This window comes from Pseudomonas sp. S35 (genome assembly GCF_009866765.1).
Classification (GTDB): Bacteria; Pseudomonadota; Gammaproteobacteria; order Pseudomonadales; family Pseudomonadaceae; genus Aquipseudomonas.
On sequence record NZ_CP019431.1, the window covers coordinates 4,126,875 to 4,145,827 of the forward strand.

17 protein-coding genes are annotated in these 18,953 nt (G+C 61.1%); 12 read left to right on the forward strand and 5 right to left on the reverse strand.

All coding sequences use genetic code 11. The features are described 5' to 3' along the window. Positions 1–7: 7 nt before the first annotated feature. Complete coding sequence (locus tag PspS35_RS18300; RefSeq protein ID WP_159936200.1) at positions 8–1,495, reverse strand: NCS1 family nucleobase:cation symporter-1; 1,488 nt, start codon at positions 1,493–1,495, stop codon at positions 8–10. Positions 1,496–2,085: 590 nt separating this feature from the next. Between PspS35_RS18300 and hydA the strand changes: the two genes are divergently transcribed. The 3 genes from hydA to preA all read left to right on the forward strand — a co-directional run bounded on the left by hydA (position 2,086) and on the right by preA (position 6,245). Further along, positions 2,086–3,525: a dihydropyrimidinase gene (hydA, locus tag PspS35_RS18305; protein WP_159936201.1), complete on the forward strand. Its 1,440-nt coding sequence runs from the start codon at positions 2,086–2,088 to the stop codon at positions 3,523–3,525. A 78-nt stretch (positions 3,526–3,603) separates the two neighbouring features. After that, positions 3,604–4,971 carry an NAD(P)-dependent oxidoreductase gene (locus tag PspS35_RS18310; RefSeq protein ID WP_159936202.1) on the forward strand — a complete coding sequence of 456 codons (1,368 nt, stop codon included), beginning with the start codon at positions 3,604–3,606 and terminating at the stop codon, positions 4,969–4,971. After that, positions 4,971–6,245, forward strand: coding sequence for an NAD-dependent dihydropyrimidine dehydrogenase subunit PreA (preA, locus tag PspS35_RS18315; protein ID WP_159936203.1), 1,275 nt, complete (start codon positions 4,971–4,973; stop codon positions 6,243–6,245). Before PspS35_RS18310 ends, preA begins: the two co-directional genes overlap by 1 nt. 59 nt (positions 6,246–6,304) lie before the next feature. Here preA and PspS35_RS18320 read toward each other — a convergent pair whose 3' ends face one another. Next, positions 6,305–6,925 carry a TetR/AcrR family transcriptional regulator gene (locus PspS35_RS18320; RefSeq protein WP_159936204.1) on the reverse strand — a complete coding sequence of 207 codons (621 nt, stop codon included), beginning with the start codon at positions 6,923–6,925 and terminating at the stop codon, positions 6,305–6,307. 116 nt (positions 6,926–7,041) lie between these two features. Between PspS35_RS18320 and copC the strand changes: the two genes are divergently transcribed. The 9 genes from copC to PspS35_RS18365 all read left to right on the forward strand — a co-directional run bounded on the left by copC (position 7,042) and on the right by PspS35_RS18365 (position 15,413). Then, positions 7,042–7,407 carry a copper homeostasis periplasmic binding protein CopC gene (copC, locus tag PspS35_RS18325; protein WP_159936205.1) on the forward strand — a complete coding sequence of 122 codons (366 nt, stop codon included), beginning with the start codon at positions 7,042–7,044 and terminating at the stop codon, positions 7,405–7,407. Positions 7,408–7,410: 3 nt separating this feature from the next. Further along, positions 7,411–8,268, forward strand: coding sequence for a copper homeostasis membrane protein CopD (copD, locus tag PspS35_RS18330; protein WP_159936206.1), 858 nt, complete (start codon positions 7,411–7,413; stop codon positions 8,266–8,268). A 156-nt stretch (positions 8,269–8,424) separates the two neighbouring features. Continuing rightward, positions 8,425–9,687, forward strand: coding sequence for an OprD family porin (locus PspS35_RS18335; RefSeq protein ID WP_159936207.1), 1,263 nt, complete (start codon positions 8,425–8,427; stop codon positions 9,685–9,687). A 237-nt stretch (positions 9,688–9,924) separates the two neighbouring features. Then, complete coding sequence (locus tag PspS35_RS18340) at positions 9,925–10,743, forward strand: NAD(P)-dependent oxidoreductase (protein ID WP_159936208.1); 819 nt, start codon at positions 9,925–9,927, stop codon at positions 10,741–10,743. 30 nt (positions 10,744–10,773) lie between these two features. Then, positions 10,774–11,649 carry an SMP-30/gluconolactonase/LRE family protein gene (locus PspS35_RS18345; RefSeq protein ID WP_159936209.1) on the forward strand — a complete coding sequence of 292 codons (876 nt, stop codon included), beginning with the start codon at positions 10,774–10,776 and terminating at the stop codon, positions 11,647–11,649. Between the two features lie 50 nt (positions 11,650–11,699). Next, a complete protein-coding gene (locus PspS35_RS18350) occupies positions 11,700–12,662 on the forward strand; it encodes a TRAP transporter substrate-binding protein (RefSeq protein WP_159936210.1) in 963 nt (320 codons plus the stop codon). A gap of 63 nt (positions 12,663–12,725) precedes the next feature. Next, positions 12,726–13,253, forward strand: coding sequence for a TRAP transporter small permease (locus tag PspS35_RS18355; protein WP_159936211.1), 528 nt, complete (start codon positions 12,726–12,728; stop codon positions 13,251–13,253). Between the two features lies 1 nt (position 13,254). Next, positions 13,255–14,535: a TRAP transporter large permease gene (locus PspS35_RS18360; RefSeq protein WP_159936212.1), complete on the forward strand. Its 1,281-nt coding sequence runs from the start codon at positions 13,255–13,257 to the stop codon at positions 14,533–14,535. Then, positions 14,535–15,413: an aldose 1-epimerase gene (locus PspS35_RS18365; RefSeq protein ID WP_159936213.1), complete on the forward strand. Its 879-nt coding sequence runs from the start codon at positions 14,535–14,537 to the stop codon at positions 15,411–15,413. The genes PspS35_RS18360 and PspS35_RS18365 overlap by 1 nt, the downstream gene beginning before the upstream one ends. A gap of 42 nt (positions 15,414–15,455) precedes the next feature. Here the strand turns inward: PspS35_RS18365 and PspS35_RS18370 are convergent, their stop codons facing one another. The 3 genes from PspS35_RS18370 to PspS35_RS18380 all read right to left on the reverse strand — a co-directional run bounded on the left by PspS35_RS18370 (position 15,456) and on the right by PspS35_RS18380 (position 18,945). Further along, complete coding sequence (locus tag PspS35_RS18370; RefSeq protein ID WP_159936214.1) at positions 15,456–16,601, reverse strand: HlyD family secretion protein; 1,146 nt, start codon at positions 16,599–16,601, stop codon at positions 15,456–15,458. After that, a complete protein-coding gene (locus PspS35_RS18375; RefSeq protein ID WP_159936215.1) occupies positions 16,598–18,241 on the reverse strand; it encodes an MFS transporter in 1,644 nt (547 codons plus the stop codon). Before PspS35_RS18375 ends, PspS35_RS18370 begins: the two co-directional genes overlap by 4 nt. Before the next feature lie 116 nt (positions 18,242–18,357). Beyond that, positions 18,358–18,945: a TetR/AcrR family transcriptional regulator gene (locus PspS35_RS18380; protein WP_159936216.1), complete on the reverse strand. Its 588-nt coding sequence runs from the start codon at positions 18,943–18,945 to the stop codon at positions 18,358–18,360. Positions 18,946–18,953: the final 8 nt, after the last annotated feature.

Here is an 18,953-nt window from a genome sequence, read left to right on the forward strand (position 1 = left end):
ATTTCCATTACAGCGAGGATTTGGCCGGCACCGGGCTGATGCCACGCCTGGCATTGAGGCCGTAATACAGCAACCCACCCAACGCCGAACCGGTAAACCAGCCATAGCTGTAGAACCAGCTGAATGCATCGCTGCCCAACGACAGCAACGTCAACACCACAGGTACGCCAAAGGCGATAAAGCCGCTCCAGTTCCACGCTGGGTACACGTCGTCGCGGTACAGCCCCGCCAAGTCAAGCTGCTGTTTGCGGGTGATGAAGTAGTCCACCACCATGATCCCGGCGATGGGGCCCAACAGGCTCGAATAGCCCAGCAACCAGTTGGAATAGACCGTTTCCAAGCTCACATCGGAGACGATCAGCCCAAGCTTTTTCAGAAGTTCATGGCCCATCAGCAGCAGGCCCACGAACCCAGTGAGGATCACCGCCGTGGTGCGGTTGATCAGCTTGGGCGCGATGTTCTGGAAGTCGTTGGTGGGCGAGACGATGTTCGCGGCGGTGTTGGTGGACAAGGTGGCGACGATGATCAGCGCCATGGCCACGGCCACCCACACAGGGCTCTGGATATGCCCGATCAGCGTCACCGGGTCGGACACGCTGACGCCCACCAGTTTCACCGACGCGGCGGTCATGATCACGCCGAGGGCGGCGAACAGGAACATGGTCAGTGGCAGGCCGAAGATCTGCCCGAGGATCTGGTCCTTCTGGCTTTTGGCGTAGCGGCTGAAATCGGGAATGTTCAGTGACAGGGTGGCCCAGAAGCCCACCATTGCAGTGAGCCCTGCCATGAAGTAACCGGTGAGGCTCGCCCCTTCCGGACGCTTGGGCGGGATCGCCATCAGTTCACTCAATGACACGTTCGGCATGGCCCATACCAGTAAGCCAATCCCCACCGCCACCAGCAGCGGTGCCGACAGGGTCTCCAAGCGCTTGATCGACTCGGCGCCACGCAGCACCACCCACAAATTCAGGCACCAGAAAATCATGAAGCCAATCACTTCACCGGTGCCACCGAGAGACTTCCACCCCTCGAAAATCGAACCCAGGAACAGGTGAATCGCCAGCCCGCCAAACATCGTCTGGATACCAAACCAGCCGCACGCCACCAGCGCTCGAATCAAACAGGGCACGTTGGAGCCGAGGATGCCAAAGGACGAACGCAACAACACCGGGAACGGAATGCCGTACTTGGTACCGGGGAAGGCGTTAAGGGTCAGGGGGATCAGCACCACGATATTGGCCAGCAATATCGCCACCAGCGCCTCGCCCACCGACAATCCAAAGTAAGCGGTCAGCACCCCGCCCAACGTGTACGTGGGCACACAGATCGACATGCCAACCCACAGCGCGGTGATGTGCCATTTGTTCCAGGTACGTTCGTGCACCTTGGTGGGTGCCATGTCGTGGTTGTAGCGAGGGCTGTCGAGGACGTCGGGGCCGGCGTCGAGTTCGTACAGGCCGTTGCGTTCAATGACTTGCGATCTGTTCTGTTGCATGGCCGCTCCACGGTTTTTTCGAATTATTTTTGCTCACCTGCGTGGTTAATGCAGGCGGCCGGAGTACCTCGTAAACAACATGACATCACGGGCCCGGCCAGCCGCTTCTGCACTCAATAACCGTGCCGAACACCGCCAACCTACCCGTACCGCTTATATAACTCGCTGATGTTAATCAGCTTTCCGATTTAACCTACGGTACTTGCCACGCGACTCAGGCTGAATAACGTGGAAGTTGCCCGGACTGTCAGGACTCAATCTGGTGCGACACAATTATTTTTATTTACCAACCCCGTCAAGAGGCATATCTCAACCGTCTGATTTGCAATAAGAAATGTTGCTCATATTGTGAACCTGTCAAGTGCGTCAAAATGGTGAGAGGCCGCCACATTTTGGTGATTTTGATTTTTTATCCTCATAAATCAGATATTTAATAAATATATAAGCTTATAAAAAATCTCCTTGCTCAATCGAAAAACTCGGGCTAGTTTCTATTCCTGTCACCGATGACAGGAATTAACCGGCCATCGGCAGCCGCATTACAACACTTAGAACTGGCACAAGCCGGTCAGCCCTGTGAGGAACTCGACATGTCGCTGTTGATCCGTGGCGCCACCGTTATTACCCATGATGAAAGTTACCGCGCCGATGTTTTTTGCGCAGACGGGCTGATTCGCGCCATTGGCGCGGACCTGGATATTCCCGCCGGCACTGAAATACTCGATGGCAGCGGCCAATACTTGATGCCCGGCGGCATCGACCCCCATACCCACATGCAATTGCCCTTCATGGGCACCGTGGCCAGTGAAGACTTTTTCAGTGGCACGGCAGCGGGTTTGGCCGGCGGCACTACGTCCATCATCGACTTTGTGATTCCCAACCCGCAGCAGTCCTTGATGGAAGCGTTTCACCAGTGGCGCGGCTGGGCGGAAAAATCGGCGGCCGACTACGGTTTTCACGTGGCGATCACCTGGTGGAGCGAACAGGTGCGTGAGGAAATGGCCGAGCTGGTCAGCCATCACGGCATCAACAGCTTCAAGCACTTCATGGCCTACAAGAACGCGATCATGGCAGCCGACGACACCTTGGTCGCCAGCTTCGAGCGCTGCCTGGAACTGGGCGCAGTGCCCACCGTGCATGCGGAAAACGGCGAGTTGGTGTACCACCTGCAACGCAAGTTGATGGCCCAGGGCATTACCGGGCCGGAAGCGCATCCGCTGTCGCGCCCGTCCCAAGTGGAAGGCGAAGCGGCCAGCCGCGCGATCCGTATCGCCGAGACGATCGGTACGCCGCTGTACCTGGTGCACGTCTCCACCCAGGAAGCGCTGGATGAAATCACCTACGCCCGTGGCAAGGGCCAGGCAGTGTATGGCGAAGTGCTCGCCGGCCACTTGCTGCTCGATGACAGCGTCTACCAACACCCCGACTGGCAAACCGCCGCCGGCTATGTAATGAGCCCGCCGTTCCGCCCGCGCGGGCATCAGCAAGCGCTGTGGCATGGCCTGCAATCGGGCAACCTGCACACCACCGCCACCGACCACTGCTGCTTCTGCGCCGAGCAAAAAGCCGCCGGGCGTGACGATTTCAGCAAGATCCCCAACGGCACCGCCGGTATCGAAGACCGCATGGCGCTGCTGTGGCACGAAGGCGTCAACAGCGGGCGCTTGTCGATGCAGGAATTCGTTGCGCTGACCTCCACCAACACCGCGAAGATCTTCAACCTCTACCCACGCAAAGGCGCCGTCCGGGTGGGTGCCGATGCCGACCTGGTGCTGTGGGATCCGCAAGGGACGCGGACCATTTCGGCCAAGACCCATCACCAGAATGTCGACTTCAACATCTTCGAAGGCAAGACCGTGCGCGGTGTGCCGAGCCACACCATCAGCCAGGGCAAGCTGGTCTGGGCCGATGGCGACCTGCGTGCCGAGCGCGGTGCCGGGCGGTATGTGGAACGGCCGGCGTATCCGTCGGTGTTTGAGCAGTTGAGCAAGCGGGCGGAGCATTCCAGGCCGGTTGCTGTGAAACGCTAAGAACGCTATCGAGGCCATTACAGGCAACAAAAAATGCCCACTTAGAGGCAATCCCCAAAAAACCGTGAGGCCACCACCGTGATCCAGACCCTGACCCACCTCCCCCATCCCCATGAGGATGGCGCAACCCTCGCCAGCCATTTCACTGACCTGGCACCGCCCCTCAACGCCCGCCAGGCCCAACTGGAAGCCTCGCGCTGCCTGTACTGCTACGACGCACCCTGCGTGAACGCGTGCCCCAGCGACATCGACATTCCGTCGTTCATCCGCAACATCCACACCGAAAACGTCCAAGGCGCCGCGCAAAAAATCCTCTCGGCCAACATCCTCGGCGGCAGCTGCGCGCGGGTCTGCCCGACGGAAATCCTCTGCCAGCAAGCCTGCGTGCGCAACAACAGCGAAGAATGCGCCCCGGTGCTGATCGGCCTGCTGCAACGCTACGCCATCGACAATGCGCACTTCAGCGAGCACCCCTTCCAACGTGCAGCCTCCACCGGCAAGCGCATCGCCGTGGTGGGCGCCGGGCCGGCCGGCCTGGCCTGTGCCCATCGCGCCGCCTTGCATGGCCATGACGTGGTGATTTTCGAAGCCCGCGAAAAAGCCGGCGGCCTGAACGAATACGGGATCGCCAAATACAAACTGGTGGATGACTTTGCCCAGAAGGAGCTCGATTTCCTGCTGCAGATCGGCGGCATCGAAATTCGTCACGGCCAGCGCCTGGGCGACAACCTGACCTTGAGCGAACTGCACCAGCAATTCGACTCGGTATTCCTTGGCCTGGGCCTCGCCGCCAGCAAACAACTGGGGCTGCCCCACGAAGACGCCCCCGGCCTGCTCGCCGCCACCGACTACATCCGCGAGCTGCGCCAGGCCGATGACCTGACCCAACTGCCCCTGGCCGACCGCTGCATCGTGCTCGGCGCCGGCAATACCGCGATCGACATGGCCGTACAAATGGCCCGCCTTGGCGCCCGCGATGTCAACCTCGTCTACCGTCGCGGCCTGGCGGACATGGGCGCCACTCACCATGAACAGGACATCGCCAAAGCCAATCAGGTACGCCTGCTGACCTGGGCCCAACCTGAAGAAGTGCTGCTGGACGACAAAGGCCACGTACGCGGTATGCGCTTTGCCCGTACACGCCTGGAAAACGGCCGCTTGACGGCCTCCGGCGAGACCTTCGAACTGGCCGCCGATGCGATTTTCAAAGCCATCGGGCAAGGCTTTGACGGCGCAGCCCTGCACGATCCATTGGCCCAGCAGCTGCATCGCGTGGGCGAGCGCATTTTCGTCGACGAGCAGCTGCGCACCAGCATTCCGGGCGTCTATGCGGGAGGCGATTGCGTCAGCCTCGGCCAGGATCTCACCGTGCAGGCGGTGCAACATGGCAAGCTGGCCGCCGAAGCCATGCACGCCCAACTCATGCTCAATGTGGAGGCTGCGTAATGGCCGATCTCTCGATTGTCTTCGCCGGTATCAAAGCCCCCAATCCGTTCTGGCTGGCCTCCGCGCCGCCCACCGACAAGGCCTACAATGTGGTCCGTGCCTTCGAAGCCGGCTGGGGCGGCGTAGTGTGGAAAACCCTGGGTGAAGACCCGGCGGCGGTCAACGTGTCGTCACGCTACTCGGCGCACTACGGCGCCAACCGTGAAGTGCTGGGCATCAACAACATCGAGCTGATCACCGACCGCTCCCTGGAGATCAACCTGCGCGAGATCACCCAAGTCAAAAAAGACTGGCCTGACCGTGCGCTGATCGTGTCGCTGATGGTGCCCTGTGTTGAAGAATCCTGGAAAAACATCCTGCCGCTGGTGGAAGCCACCGGCTGTGACGGCATCGAATTGAATTTCGGCTGCCCCCACGGCATGCCCGAGCGCGGCATGGGCGCGGCGGTGGGCCAGGTGCCGGAGTACGTGGAACAGGTGACGCGTTGGTGCAAGACGTACTGCTCGCTGCCAGTGATCGTCAAGCTCACGCCGAACATCACCGACATTCGGGTCGCGGCGCGGGCGGCGTATCGCGGCGGCGCGGATGCGGTGTCGCTGATCAACACCATCAATTCCATCACCAGCGTCGACCTGGAACGCATGGTCGCCCTGCCCATCGTCGGCACTCAAAGTACCCACGGCGGCTACTGCGGCTCGGCGGTCAAGCCGATTGCCCTGAACATGGTCGCGGAGATCGCCCGCGACCCGCAGACACAAGGCCTGCCGATCTGCGGCATCGGCGGCATCGGCAGCTGGCGCGATGCGGCTGAATTCGTCGCCCTCGGCTGCGGCGCGGTGCAAGTGTGCACGGCGGCGATGCTGCATGGGTTTCGTATCGTTGAAGAGATGAAGGACGGGCTGTCGCGGTGGATGGACAGCCAGGGTTACACCAGCTTGCAAGACTTTTCCGGGCGGGCGGTGGGCAATACCACCGACTGGAAGTACCTGGATATCAACTACCAGGTGATCGCCAAAATCGACCAGGCGGCGTGTATTGGTTGCGGGCGCTGCCATATTGCGTGTGAGGACACGTCGCACCAGGCCATTGCCAGCTTGAAACAGGCGGATGGTACGCATGTATACCAGGTGATTGATGATGAGTGCGTGGGCTGCAACCTCTGCCAGATCACCTGCCCGGTGGCGGACTGCATTGAGATGGTGCCGATGGACACGGGCAAGCCGTTTTTGAATTGGACGCAGGATCCGAGGAATCCCTACAGGGAGGCTGTGTAGGCCTGTAGGCCGCTATCGGGGGCTTGCCCCCGATGAGGCCCTAAGCCCCAGCACACAACTCATGGCTCCAACCCAATCCCCCGCAAAATCACACTGGTCACCGTCTGAATCGCCTTCTCGAACTGCATGTCCGACAACGGCTGGTGATCATTCAGAATCTTCACCTGGTGGTCAAAGTCGGCATAGTGCTGGGTCGAGGCCCAGATCATGTAGAGCAGGCTCGACGGTTCCACCGCGAGGATGCGTTTGTCTTCCACCCATTGGCGAATTTTCGCTTCCTTCATCTTGGCCCAGTCGTACAGGCTTTCGTCCAGCGCCTCACCGAGTGTCGGCGCGCCGTGGATGATCTCGTTGGCCCAGACCTTGGAACCATAGGGCCGCGTACGTGAACGCTGCATCTTGGCGCGGATGTAACTGCTGAGCACCACCCGTGGGTCATCGAAGGTTTCGAAGCTCAGGGCGTCCTGCTTCCACACGTCCAGCAGGTCGAACAGCACTGCGCTGTACAACTCGCTCTTGGTGGTGAAGTAGTAATGCAAGTTGGAGCGCGGCAATTGCGCCTGTTCGGCGATGTCGGCCATGGCGGTGCTGCCATAGCCTTTTTCGGCGAAGACTTTCTCCGCCGCCAGCAGGATTTTCTCGACGTTGGCCCGACGAATTCCGATCTTGTGATTGCCCATGAGGGCTCCCTGACAAAGACATACGCCAAAGACTACCACCCGCTCTAGATCGGGGCGACAAGCGCAGCCCAAACTTCGTACACTGCCCGCTCCTACCCATTGATTGGTATTGAACAATGTTGATCAAGAAAGCCCTGACTGCCGTCGCCTTGCTCGCGTCCCTGTTGGGCGCCTCGGCGGCGTTTGCCCATGCTCATCTCAAAAGCTCCACGCCTGCGGCGGACAGCACTGTCACGGCCCCCAACGATCTGCGCCTGACCTTCAGCGAAGGCATCGAAGCCACCTTCACCAAGGTGTCGCTGAGCAAGGACGGCACCGAAATCGCCATCAAGGGCCTGGACACCGAAGGCGCCGACAAGAAAACCCTGGTGGTCACCCCCGCCGCACCACTCGCGGCCGGCAACTACAAAGTGGTATGGAATGCCGTGTCGGTCGACACCCACAAGAGCAACGGTGAATACAACTTCAAGGTCGGCCAATAATCCATGGCGACGCTGCTGGTGCTGTGCCGCTTTGTGCATTTCATCGTCGTGCTACTGATGTTCGGGGCCTGTGTGTTCAGGCCCTGGCTCCTGGGCGCTGAGCCGCAGCCGGTGCTGGATCGGCAATTGTTGCGCATGACCCGTGGGCTGGCATGGACGGCCCTCGCGTCGGGAGCGATCTGGTTATTGTTGATTACCGTCAGCATGGCCGGCTCATGGTCGGCGGCGCTGGAACCATCGACCGTGCAACGGGTGCTGGGCAAGACCTTTTTTGGCCAGGTGTGGACCTGGCATCTGATCCTGAACGGGTTACTGGTCATCACCCTGATGACTGCGTGGAGGCCCCCTCGCCTGCCGCTGATCCTGTTGTTGCTGATGACCCTGGCGCCGGTCGGTCATGGCGCCATGCTCGATGGGCTGAGCGGGCAGTTGCTGATCCTCAACCAAGTGGTGCATCTGATGTGCGTGGGCGCGTGGTTGGGTGGGTTGATGCTGCTGGTATTGATCCTCAGGCGGCCACAGCGTTTTGAACTGGCGACTGTGCTGCGGCGTTTCAGTGGTGTGGGTTATGGCCTGGTGGTGGGCTTGCTGGTAACCGGCTTGATCAATGTGCGCGTATTGACCGGCCAGCTGTGGCCCACGCCGTTGTTCAGTGGTTTTGCCCTGATTCTATTGATCAAGGTGATGCTGGTATTGGGGATGTTGGCGCTGGCGCTGCTGAACCGGTTACGCCTGGATAGCGGCGAACAACGGCTGGGCAGCTTGAGGGCCAGCGTGATGGTGGAATGGCTGCTGGGGGTTTGCGCAGTGGCCGCCGTTTCACTGCTTGGCACCTTGCCGCCGATGGTGCTGTCTGGCTAAAACAACGTTGACCCTGCCCACTTTAGATCAGCATCTACCCTGTCATCGTATAACTTCCGCTTGACACCTCGCAAAATCCCCGCAAACATCCACGCCAATGTTGTACGACGACGTATAACAAATAATAAAAACAACAAACAAAAAGGGAGCATCACTGTGAGTCAATTCGCCCGCAATTGCTGCGCACGTGTCGGTTTTATGGGTCTCGGCAGCCTGGCCTTCACCCTCCCCCTCACCGCCCAGGCCGAAGGTTTTGTCGACGACGCCAAGGCCACGCTCAACCTGCGCAACGCCTACTTCAACCGCAATTTCACCAACCCCGCGAATGCTCAGGGCAAGGCCGAAGAATGGACCCAGAGTTTCATTCTGGATGCCAAGTCTGGCTTCACCCAAGGCACCGTGGGTTTCGGTCTTGATGTGCTGGGCCTGTATTCGCAGAAACTCGACGGCGGCAAAGGCACCGGCGGTACGCAGTTGTTGCCGATCCATGATGACGGCCGCCCTGCCGACAATTTCGGGCGCTTGGGTGTCGCGTTGAAAACCCGGCTGTCGAAGACCGAATTGAAGGTGGGCGAATGGATGCCGGTGCTGCCGATCCTGCGCTCCGACGACGGGCGCTCCCTGCCCCAGACCTTTCGTGGCGGCCAGGTGACGTCCAACGAGATCGCCGGCCTGACCCTTTACGGCGGCCAGTTCCGTGGCAACAGCCCGCGCAACGATGCGAGCATGGAAGACATGTTCATGAACGGCAAAGCGGCGTTCACCTCCGACCGTTTCAACTTCGGTGGCGGCGAATACAGCTTCAATGACAAGCGCACCCAGGTTGGCCTGTGGTACGCAGAACTGAGCGATATCTACCAGCAGCGCTACGTCAACCTCACGCACAGCCAGCCGGTAGGCGACTGGACCCTGGGCGCCAACCTCGGCTTCTTCAGCGGCAAGGAAGACGGCAGCGCCCTGGCCGGCGACCTCGACAACAAGACCACCTTCGCCCTGCTCTCGGCCAAATACGGCGGCAACACCTTCTATGTGGGCCTGCAAAAACTCACCGGCGACAGCGTGTGGATGCGCGTCAACGGCACCAGCGGCGGCACCCTGGCCAACGACAGCTACAACGCCAGCTACGACAACGCCAAGGAAAAATCCTGGCAGGTGCGGCACGACTTCAACTTCGCGGCGCTCGGCGTGCCTGGGCTGACCCTGATGAACCGCTACATCAGCGGCAGCAACGTACACACTGGCGCAATCACCGACGGCAAGGAATGGGGACGTGAGTCGGAACTGGCCTACACCGTACAGAGCGGCGCGCTGAAGAACCTCAACGTGAAGTGGCGCAACTCGACCATGCGTCGGGACTTCAGCACCAATGAGTTTGACGAGAACCGGATCTTTATCAGCTATCCAATCTCCCTGTTGTAGAACTCAGCCTCCCATCCCCAGAAAATTCGCTGTGGAGGGGCGGTGTGAAGATTCGACTTACTCCCGATGGCGGAGGGTCACTAACAGATGCATTCACTGGCCTGCCCTCATCGAGGGCAAGCCCTCTCCCACATTTTGCTCCGCACTCTGTCCGCAAGAACGTTGACAACCTGGGCACTCCCTAATAATACTTCGGCATAGTCATACGACAACCTACAACAAGAATCTGGAATTCCCATGACCACGACCACACCCGCTCCCTTCAACCGCCTGCTCCTCACCGGTGCGGCCGGCGGCCTTGGCAAAGTCCTGCGCGAGCGCCTGCGCCCCTACGCTCACGTCCTGCGTCTGTCCGACATCGCCGCCATGGCCCCGGCTGCCGATACCTCGGAAGAAGTCCAACCCTGTGACCTCGCCGATAAACAAGCCGTGCATCATTTGGTGGAAGGCGTCGACGCCATCCTGCATTTCGGCGGTGTCTCGGTAGAGCGCCCGTTTGAGGAAATCCTTGGCGCCAACATCAGCGGCACCTTCCACATCTATGAAGCCGCCCGCCGCCACGGCGTCAAACGCGTGATCTTCGCCAGCTCCAACCATGTGATCGGCTTCTACAAGCAGACTGAAACCATCGACGCCCACTCGCCGCGTCGCCCGGATAGCTACTACGGCCTGTCCAAGTCCTATGGCGAAGACATGGCCAGTTTCTACTTCGACCGCTACGGCATCGAGACCGTGAGCATCCGCATCGGCTCCTCGTTCCCGCAGCCGCAGAACCGCCGGATGATGCACACCTGGCTGAGTTTCGATGACCTCACCCAACTGCTCGAGCGCGCGCTGTACACGCCGAACGTCGGCCACACCGTGGTCTACGGCATGTCGGATAACCAGGGTACCTGGTGGGACGACCGCTACGCCGCGCACTTGGGGTTTGCCCCCAAGGACAGCTCCGAAGTGTTCCGTGCCCAGGTCGAAGCCCAGCCGCCAGTGGCTGCCGATGACCCGGCCAAGGTCTATCAGGGTGGCGCGTTCTGCGCAGCCGGGCCGTTCGGTGACTGAGTTCACACCAACCCAAGGGAATGAGTGGCCATGACTGCTGAACTGATCGTCGACGCCCGCAATGCCGTGGGCGAATGCCCGGTGTGGGTACCAGAGGAAAACGCGCTGTACTGGGTGGACATTCCCAACGGCGGCCTGCAGCGCTGGAGCGCCAGCACCGGCCAAGTCGCCGCCTGGAAAGCCCCGCAGATGCTCGCCTGCATCGCCCGCACCAATGCGGGCAATTGGGTCGCGGGCATGGAAACCGGCTTCTTCCAACTCACCACACACAATGACGGCAGCCTCGACACCACGCCTCTGGCCAGTGTCGAGCACCCGCGCCCGGACATGCGCCTCAACGATGGCCGCTGTGATCGCCAGGGCCGTTTCTGGGCCGGCAGCATGGTGTTGAACATGGGCGCCAATGCGGCCGAGGGCATCCTCTACCGTTACGCATCGGGTTCAGCCCCCCATGCCCAACTGGATGGTTTCATCACCCTTAATGGCCTGGCCTTCAGCCCCGATGGCCGCACAATGTACGCCTCCGATTCGCACCCGCTGGTGCAGCAGATCTGGGCCTTCGACTACGACATCGAGACGGGCACCCCCTCCAACCGCCGCGTATTCGTCGACATGCACAACTTCCTCGGCCGCCCCGACGGTGCCGCCGTGGACGCCGATGGCTGCTACTGGATCTGCGCCAACGACGCCGGCCTGATTCACCGTTTCACCCCCGACGGCCGCTTGGACCGTTCCCTCAGCGTGCCGGTGAAAAAACCCACCATGTGCGCCTTCGGCGGCAGTCGCCTGGACACCCTGTTCGTCACCTCGATCCGCGATGACCAGAGTGACCAGTCCGTCGCCGGCGGCGTGTTCGCCCTCAACCCCGGCATCACCGGATTGCCGGAGCCTACCTTCACCCTCTAGCCGCATCGCTGTGCCTTGAATACAACAATAACAAGACAGGAGTGACCCCCATGGACTTCAAACGCACCTTGCTCGCCGCCGCAGTATTCACCCTCAGTAGCGCGGCCCACGCGCTGGAAATCAAATTCGCCGACATCCACCCCGCCGGCTACCCCACCGTGGTCGCCGAAGAAAACATGGGCAAGGCCCTGACCAAGGAAAGCAACGGCGAACTCACGTTCAAGTACTTCCCCGGCGGCGTACTGGGCTCCGAGAAAGAAGTGGTCGAGCAGGCCCAGGTCGGCGCCGTGCAGATGACCCGCGTCAGCCTGGGCATCGTCGGGCCGGTGGTGCCGGACGTGAACGTGTTCAACCTGCCGTTCGTGTTCCGCGACCAGGCGCATATGCGCAAGGTCATCGACGGCGAGATCGGCGATGAGATCCTCGCCAAGATCACTGACTCCGAATTCGGCCTGGTGGCCCTGGCCTGGATGGACGGCGGCACGCGTAACCTCTACACCAAGAAACCCGTGCGCAAGATCGAAGACCTCAAGGGCATGAAGATCCGTGTACAGGGCAACCCGCTGTTCATCGAAGCCTTCAACGCGATGGGCGCCAACGGCATTGCGATGGACACCGGCGAGATCTTCAGCGCCTTGCAGACCGGCGTGATCGACGGCGCGGAAAACAACCCGCCGACGTTGCTGGAACACAACCACTTCCAGAACGCCAAGTACTACACCCTCACCGAGCACCTGATCCTGCCTGAGCCCATCGTGATGTCGAAAATCACCTGGAACAAACTCACCCCCGCCCAGCAGGACATGGTGAAAAAAGCCGCCAAGGCCGCCCAGGCCGATGAGCGCGTGCTGTGGGACGCCAAGTCCGCCAGCAGCGAGGAAAAACTCAAGAAGGCCGGCGTTGAATTCATCACCGTCGACAAAAAACCCTTCTATGACGCCACCGCAGCGGTTCGCGCCAAGTATGGCGCGCCGTACGCCGACATCATCAAGCGTATCGACGCCGTTCAGTAACGCCCTCCTCCCTGACAAGGCCTGGCGCGGTCGACATCGACGCGCCCGGTTACGGTGAACGCCATGAAGAATCTATTGCTGCGCATCAACGACCGCATCTACATGACCTGCATCTGGGTCGCCGGCCTCTCGGTCCTCGGGGTCGCGCTGATCATTCCGTGGGGCATCTTCGCCCGCTATATCCTCGGCACCGGCTCCAGTTGGCCGGAGCCTACCGCGATCCTGCTGATGCTGGTGTTCACCTTTATCGGCGCGGCCGCCAGTTATCGCGCCGGCGCGCACATGTCGGTGGCGATGGTCACTGACCGCCTGCCGCCGGCCCAACGCCGTATCGTCGGCATTGTCTCGCAACTGCTGATGGCAACGATCTGCCTGTTCATGACCGTTTGGGGCACCAAGCTGTGCCTGTCCACTTGGAACCAGTTCATGAGCGCCATTCCCACTCTGCGCGTGGGCATCACCTATATGCCAATCCCTGTCGGCGGCGTGCTGACGCTGATTTTTGTATTGGAAAAACTCCTGCTCGGTGACCAGAGCAACCGGCGCGTGGTGCGCTTCGACCTGGTGGAAGAAAGCGAAGGGGCTGCCTGATATGGACGCATTGATTCTGTTGGGCAGCTTTATCGCCTTGATCCTGATCGGCATGCCGGTGGCCTACGCCCTGGGGCTGTCGGCGCTGATCGGCGCGTGGTGGATCGACATCCCGTTCCAGGCCCTGATGATTCAGGTGGCCGGCGGGGTGAACAAGTTTTCGCTGATGGCGATCCCGTTCTTCGTGCTGGCCGGGGCGATCATGGCCGAGGGCGGCATGTCGCGGCGGCTGGTGGCGTTTGCCGGGGTGCTGGTGGGCTTTGTGCGCGGCGGCCTGTCGCTGGTGAACATCATGGCCTCGACGTTCTTTGGCGCGATTTCCGGCTCGTCAGTGGCGGACACCGCCTCGGTCGGCTCGGTGCTGATCCCGGAAATGGAACGCCGTGGCTATCCACGGGAATTTGCCACGGCCGTGACCGTCAGCGGCTCGGTGCAAGCCTTGCTTACGCCGCCTAGCCACAACTCGGTGCTCTACTCCCTCGCGGCCGGCGGCACCGTCTCCATCGCCTCGCTGTTCATGGCCGGCGTGGTGCCGGGCCTGCTGATGAGCGCGTGCCTGATGGTGCTGTGCCTGATCTTCGCAAAGAAACGCAATTACCCCAAAGGCGAAGTCATCCCCCTGAAGCAGGCGCTGAAGATCGCCGCCGATGCGCTCTGGGGCCTGATGGCTATGGTGATCATCCTCGGCGGCATCCTCTCGGGCATCTTCACCGCCACCGAGTCTGCCGCAATTGCGGTGCTGTGGGCGTTCTTCGTGACCATGTTCATCTACCGCGACTACAAGTGGAACGAACTGCCCAAGCTGATGCACCGCACGGTGCGCACCATTTCCATCGTGATGATCCTGATCGCCTTCGCCGCCAGCTTCGGCTACATCATGACCCTGATGCAGATCCCGGCAAAGATCACCACGTTGTTCCTGACCCTGTCGGATAACCGCTACGTGATCCTGATGTGCATCAACGCCATGCTGCTGTTGCTCGGCACGGTGATGGACATGGCGCCGCTGATCCTGATCCTCACGCCGATTCTGTTGCCGGTGGTGCTCAATATCGGCGTCGACCCGGTGCACTTCGGCATGATCATGCTGGTGAACCTCGGCATCGGCCTGATCACTCCGCCAGTGGGCGCGGTGCTGTTTGTCGGTGCGGCGGTGGGCAAGACCACGATCGAAAAAACCGTGAAGGCGCTGCTGCCGTTTTATGCGGTGCTGTTCCTGGTGCTGATCGCCGTCACTTACATCCCGGCGTTGTCGCTGTGGCTGCCGAGCGTGGTGCTGTGATGATTGAGCTTGAAGATCACCTGACCCACCTCAGCCTAAACCCGGCCGTGGGTGGCAGCCTCGTCAACTGGACCGTGCGCGCCAGTGGGCAACCGCTGTTGCGGCCTAACGACCCGCACAGTGAGCTGCCTGGAAAGCTGGGGTGCTATCCGTTGGTGCCCTGGTCCAACCGTATTGCCGATGGGGGCTTCGAGACCCCCGACGGCTGGCTGGCCCTGACGCCTAACAGCCCCAACGATCCCTTTCCGATTCACGGCTCGGCTTGGCAACAGCCGTGGCACGTCGTCAGTCAATCGGCGCAGGAAGTGGTGTTGGAGCTGCAGTGTGAAACGCCGTTCGCCTATCGTGCCGAGCAGCGGATTCGCTTGAGCGACGGCGAACTGAGCATCGCATTGCGCGTGACCCATCTGGCCGAAAAAGCCGCGTGGCATGGAATTGGGCTGCACCCCTACTTCCCGCGTCGGCCAGACACGCGGTTGCAGGCCAAGGCGGCGCAGGTGTGGTTGAGTGATGGCACAAAGTTGCCGACAGGCTTGGCGGCAGTGCCGCCCGAGTGGGATTTCCAGGTATTGAACGAGTTGCCCGAAGGTCTCGTGGACAACGGCTTTTGCCAGTGGGACGGGCATTGTCGAATCGAACAACCGGAGCTGGGCTACGCGCTGGAATGCCAAGCCACCGGCGCCGATTACTTCCTGCTGTACTGCCCGCCGGGGCTGGGGTTCTTTTGCATTGAACCGGTGAGTCATCCGGTGAATGCTCATCACCTGCCGGGGCGTCCGGGCCTGAAACTGCTGGAACACAATCAGTCGGTCCAACTCAATTTCAACCTGAAATACATTCAAAATGTGGGAGGGGGCTTGCCCCCGATGGCGGCCTGACAGCCCCCTCCCACAGTTTTGATCTGTGTTGTGTCAGTGATGTCAGGGTGGAGAGTTTTTCAGCCGCCCAGCCGTGTCGATACTCACGACAACCGACAACCCCGGCCGCAACCGTTCGCTCTCGGCCTGATCCGGGTCCACGGTGATCCGCACCGGCACGCGTTGGGCAATCTTCACAAAGTTGCCCGTCGCGTTGTCCGCCTGCAACAGGCTGAACTCCGAGCCCGTGGCTGGGGAGATATGCTGCACCGTGCCGTGAAACCTGCGGTGGTTGAGCGCATCCACGGTGAAAGTCACCGGCTGGCCGACCTGCACATTGTCCATCTGGGTTTCCTTCATGTTGGCGATCACCCACAGCTGCTTCGGCACCAGCGCCATCAACTGCGCGCCGGAGTTGACGTAGGCCCCCAGGCGCACGCCAATCTGCCCCAGTTGGCCGTCACGCGGCGCGGTAATGCGGGTGTTGGACAGGTCGATCCGCGCCAGCTCCACCGCCGCCTCTGCACTGGCCACCGCCGCTTCCAGGGAGCCGCGATTGACGATCACCGTCTGCAAATCCTGCCGCGCGATTTCCAGGCTGGCCTGGGCCTGGGCCACGGCGGCGATGGTCTGGGCATTGGCGGCGCGGGTCACGTCCAGTTCGCGCCGGGACACCGAACCGTCGCTGATCAGCTCTTCGTTGCGGCGCAGGTCGGCGGTGCTTTTGCGCGCCTGGGCCTGGCTGTCCACCAGTGCGGCCTGGCGCAGCTTGATGGTGGCTTCGGCACTGTTGCGTTGCTGCACCACATTGGCCAGCGCGGCCTTCTGCACCGCCAGTTGCGCCAGGGCCTGGTCGAGGCGCTGCTTGTAGATGCGGTCGTCCAGGCGCACCAGCAAGTCGCCGGCCTTGACGTACTGGAAGTCCTGCACCGGCACTTCAAACACATAGCCGCTGAGCTGCGGGCCAATGATCGTGACCTGGCCGCGCACCAGGGCATTTTCGGTGGTTTCCACCGCACTGCTGAACGGCGGCAATTGCCAGGCATACAGCACGATCAACACACCGACGATGGCAATCGCGGCAAAGCCCAGGGACGACAGGATGCGCACCCGCAGTGGCCGTAACTCGGTGGGCACGGCGCCGGGCGGCGTGCTGCCCTCCGGGGTGGAAGCGATGGCAGTGGTGGTGGTCGTAGAAGGTTCGGTCATGAAGAAACGCCGCTGGGTTGAACGGGAGTGGCTGCCTTAGTGGTACTCATCAGCCACAGACTGCGGATAAAGATCCAGATCATGGTCAGGATCGCGATGATCGCGATCAGCATGAAGACATCGTTGTAGGCCATGACATTCGCCTCACGCGTCGCCGCCGTCGCCAGGCTGCGGATACCCACGAGGTTGCGCAACTGCGGGTCAGCGACGATACCGCCATAGGCCGAACCGCCGCTCTGCACCCGTGCGGCTACACGCGGGTCCAGCAAGGTCAAGTGCTCGACGATCATGCTGGAGTGGTATTTCTCGCGCACGATCTGGAACGTCCCCAACAACGCCGCGCCAATCAGGCCGCCAAGGTTCTGGCAAATGCCGAACATCACCGAGAAACTCACCAGGTTGCGCGGGTTGGTCAGTACGTTTTTCGTGCCCAGCACCATCGTCGGTCCCAGAAAGAACGTGCCGCCAAAGCCTAGCAGGAACTGGCTGATATACAGGTTCTGGGGCCGGGTCAGGTTGCTGGAGAAACTGTCCATCACCGAGCCCAGGGCCATCAGCGCCAGGGAAATCACCAGCGGCATCAGCAGGTGCGCCGGGTTGATGGTCAACGCACTGACCACCAGCCCGCTGATCGCACCGGCCAGCATCACCACGTACAGGGTGTGCATCTGCTGGTAACTCATGTTGAGCATCTGCATGAACCCCACCGCCCCGGTGGATTGCTCGGACAGCACCATGCGGATCAGGATCACCGCCAAGGCCAGGCGAATCATGGTGCCGCTGCCCAGCCAGCGGGTCATCAACATCGGGTTGGCACGGTTATGCTCGATGGCCAGGCCGGCCATGATCAGCACCAGGGAACAGGCCGACGCGACACCGATCCACGGTGCTTGCAGCCACCAGTCGATACGCCCCAGGGACAGCACCGCGCAGAGCAACGCCACGCCGCTGGCGAGGATGCCAAAGGTCAGGAAGTCGAGTTTTTCGAAGGTTTTGAAACGGTCGCCGGGCGGCAGTTTGAGCAAAAACACGCAGCCCAGGCAGATCAGCGCCATGCCCAGCTCAAACAGGTACAAACCGCGCCATTCGGCGATTTGCAGCAAGTCTTCAGAGAACAGACGCGCCAGCGGCAACGCCAACTGCGCCGTGCCCAACCCCAGCACCAGGGCTTTGAGCCGCCACTTGGCCGGGAACGCCTGGATCATGTAGTACAGGCCCAACGAACTCAGCGCCGCACCCACCATCCCGTGGGCCGCCCGCACCGCTATGGCCGAGCTGAGGTCATTGACGAACAGGTGGCCGAAGGTCACCAGCGCGTACAGCACCAGGAACACCTCGGTAAACGCACGCAGGCCGAACTGCTGGCGGAACTTCACCAGCAGCAGGTTCATGCACACGTTGGTCATTACATAGGCGGCGGGCAGCCAGGCCATTTCCGCGGTGGTCGCGCCCAGGGCGCCTTGCAGGTATTGCAGGTTGGCGATCACCAGCGCGTTACCCAGGCCGCCGGTGATGGCGACCAGCACACCGACCAGCGCATACAGCCAACGCTTGTGCGTGGGGTGCCACGGCGTCGACGGCGAACCCGGCAGGCTCGGACGCTCGTGGGGTTCCCAAGTGTGGGGGGTGTATTTGTCCATTCGATGACCTAGATGAGCCGACGGGTGAGGTCGGTAAAACCATTACTCAGAGTAGTAAACCTGAGCAGGGTTCATCTTGCCATGTTGGGCGTATCGGTTAGCGCGTATTCAGCCACTCATGCACGGCTTTCTTTACTCGATGGCAGGGTTGCGATTATCTCGGCGCGGCATGTTTGCAGTATTTCATCGGCAAGGGACGAGTCATCCGGGCACGCCCGCGACAGCATGACCGCACCGATGGCATGGGCCAGCAGGTCGATCATTTTCGCGCGGGCCTCTTGCCGGCTTACATCCACATCCGCCGTGTACTTGTCCGCGAGCGCTGCAAGCGTGTTTTCAACCCCACTGGCAAAGGTCGCCTTCAGATCATCTGGCTGGCGGGCGGCGTCACCACACAGCGCCGCCATAGTGCACCCCACTCCCCTGCCGTCTCTGTGATCCCTGGACACGTACAGGTTTACAAACCCCGGTACGTCGAGATCGCACGTACTCGACAGGGATTTTGCCAGGCTATTTTCGGCCGCTTCGCTCATCAAATCGGCCTTGGACCCAAAGTGCTTATAGAAGCCTCCCTGGGTAAAACCCGCGGTAGCCATGAGTTCTGCCACACCTACACCGTCATAGCCACGCTCACGAAACAGCTCTGACGCCGTCTCCACAATGTGAGCTCGGTTGGCGAGTGATTGCGTCTTGGTGATCTTCATTTCGCGCC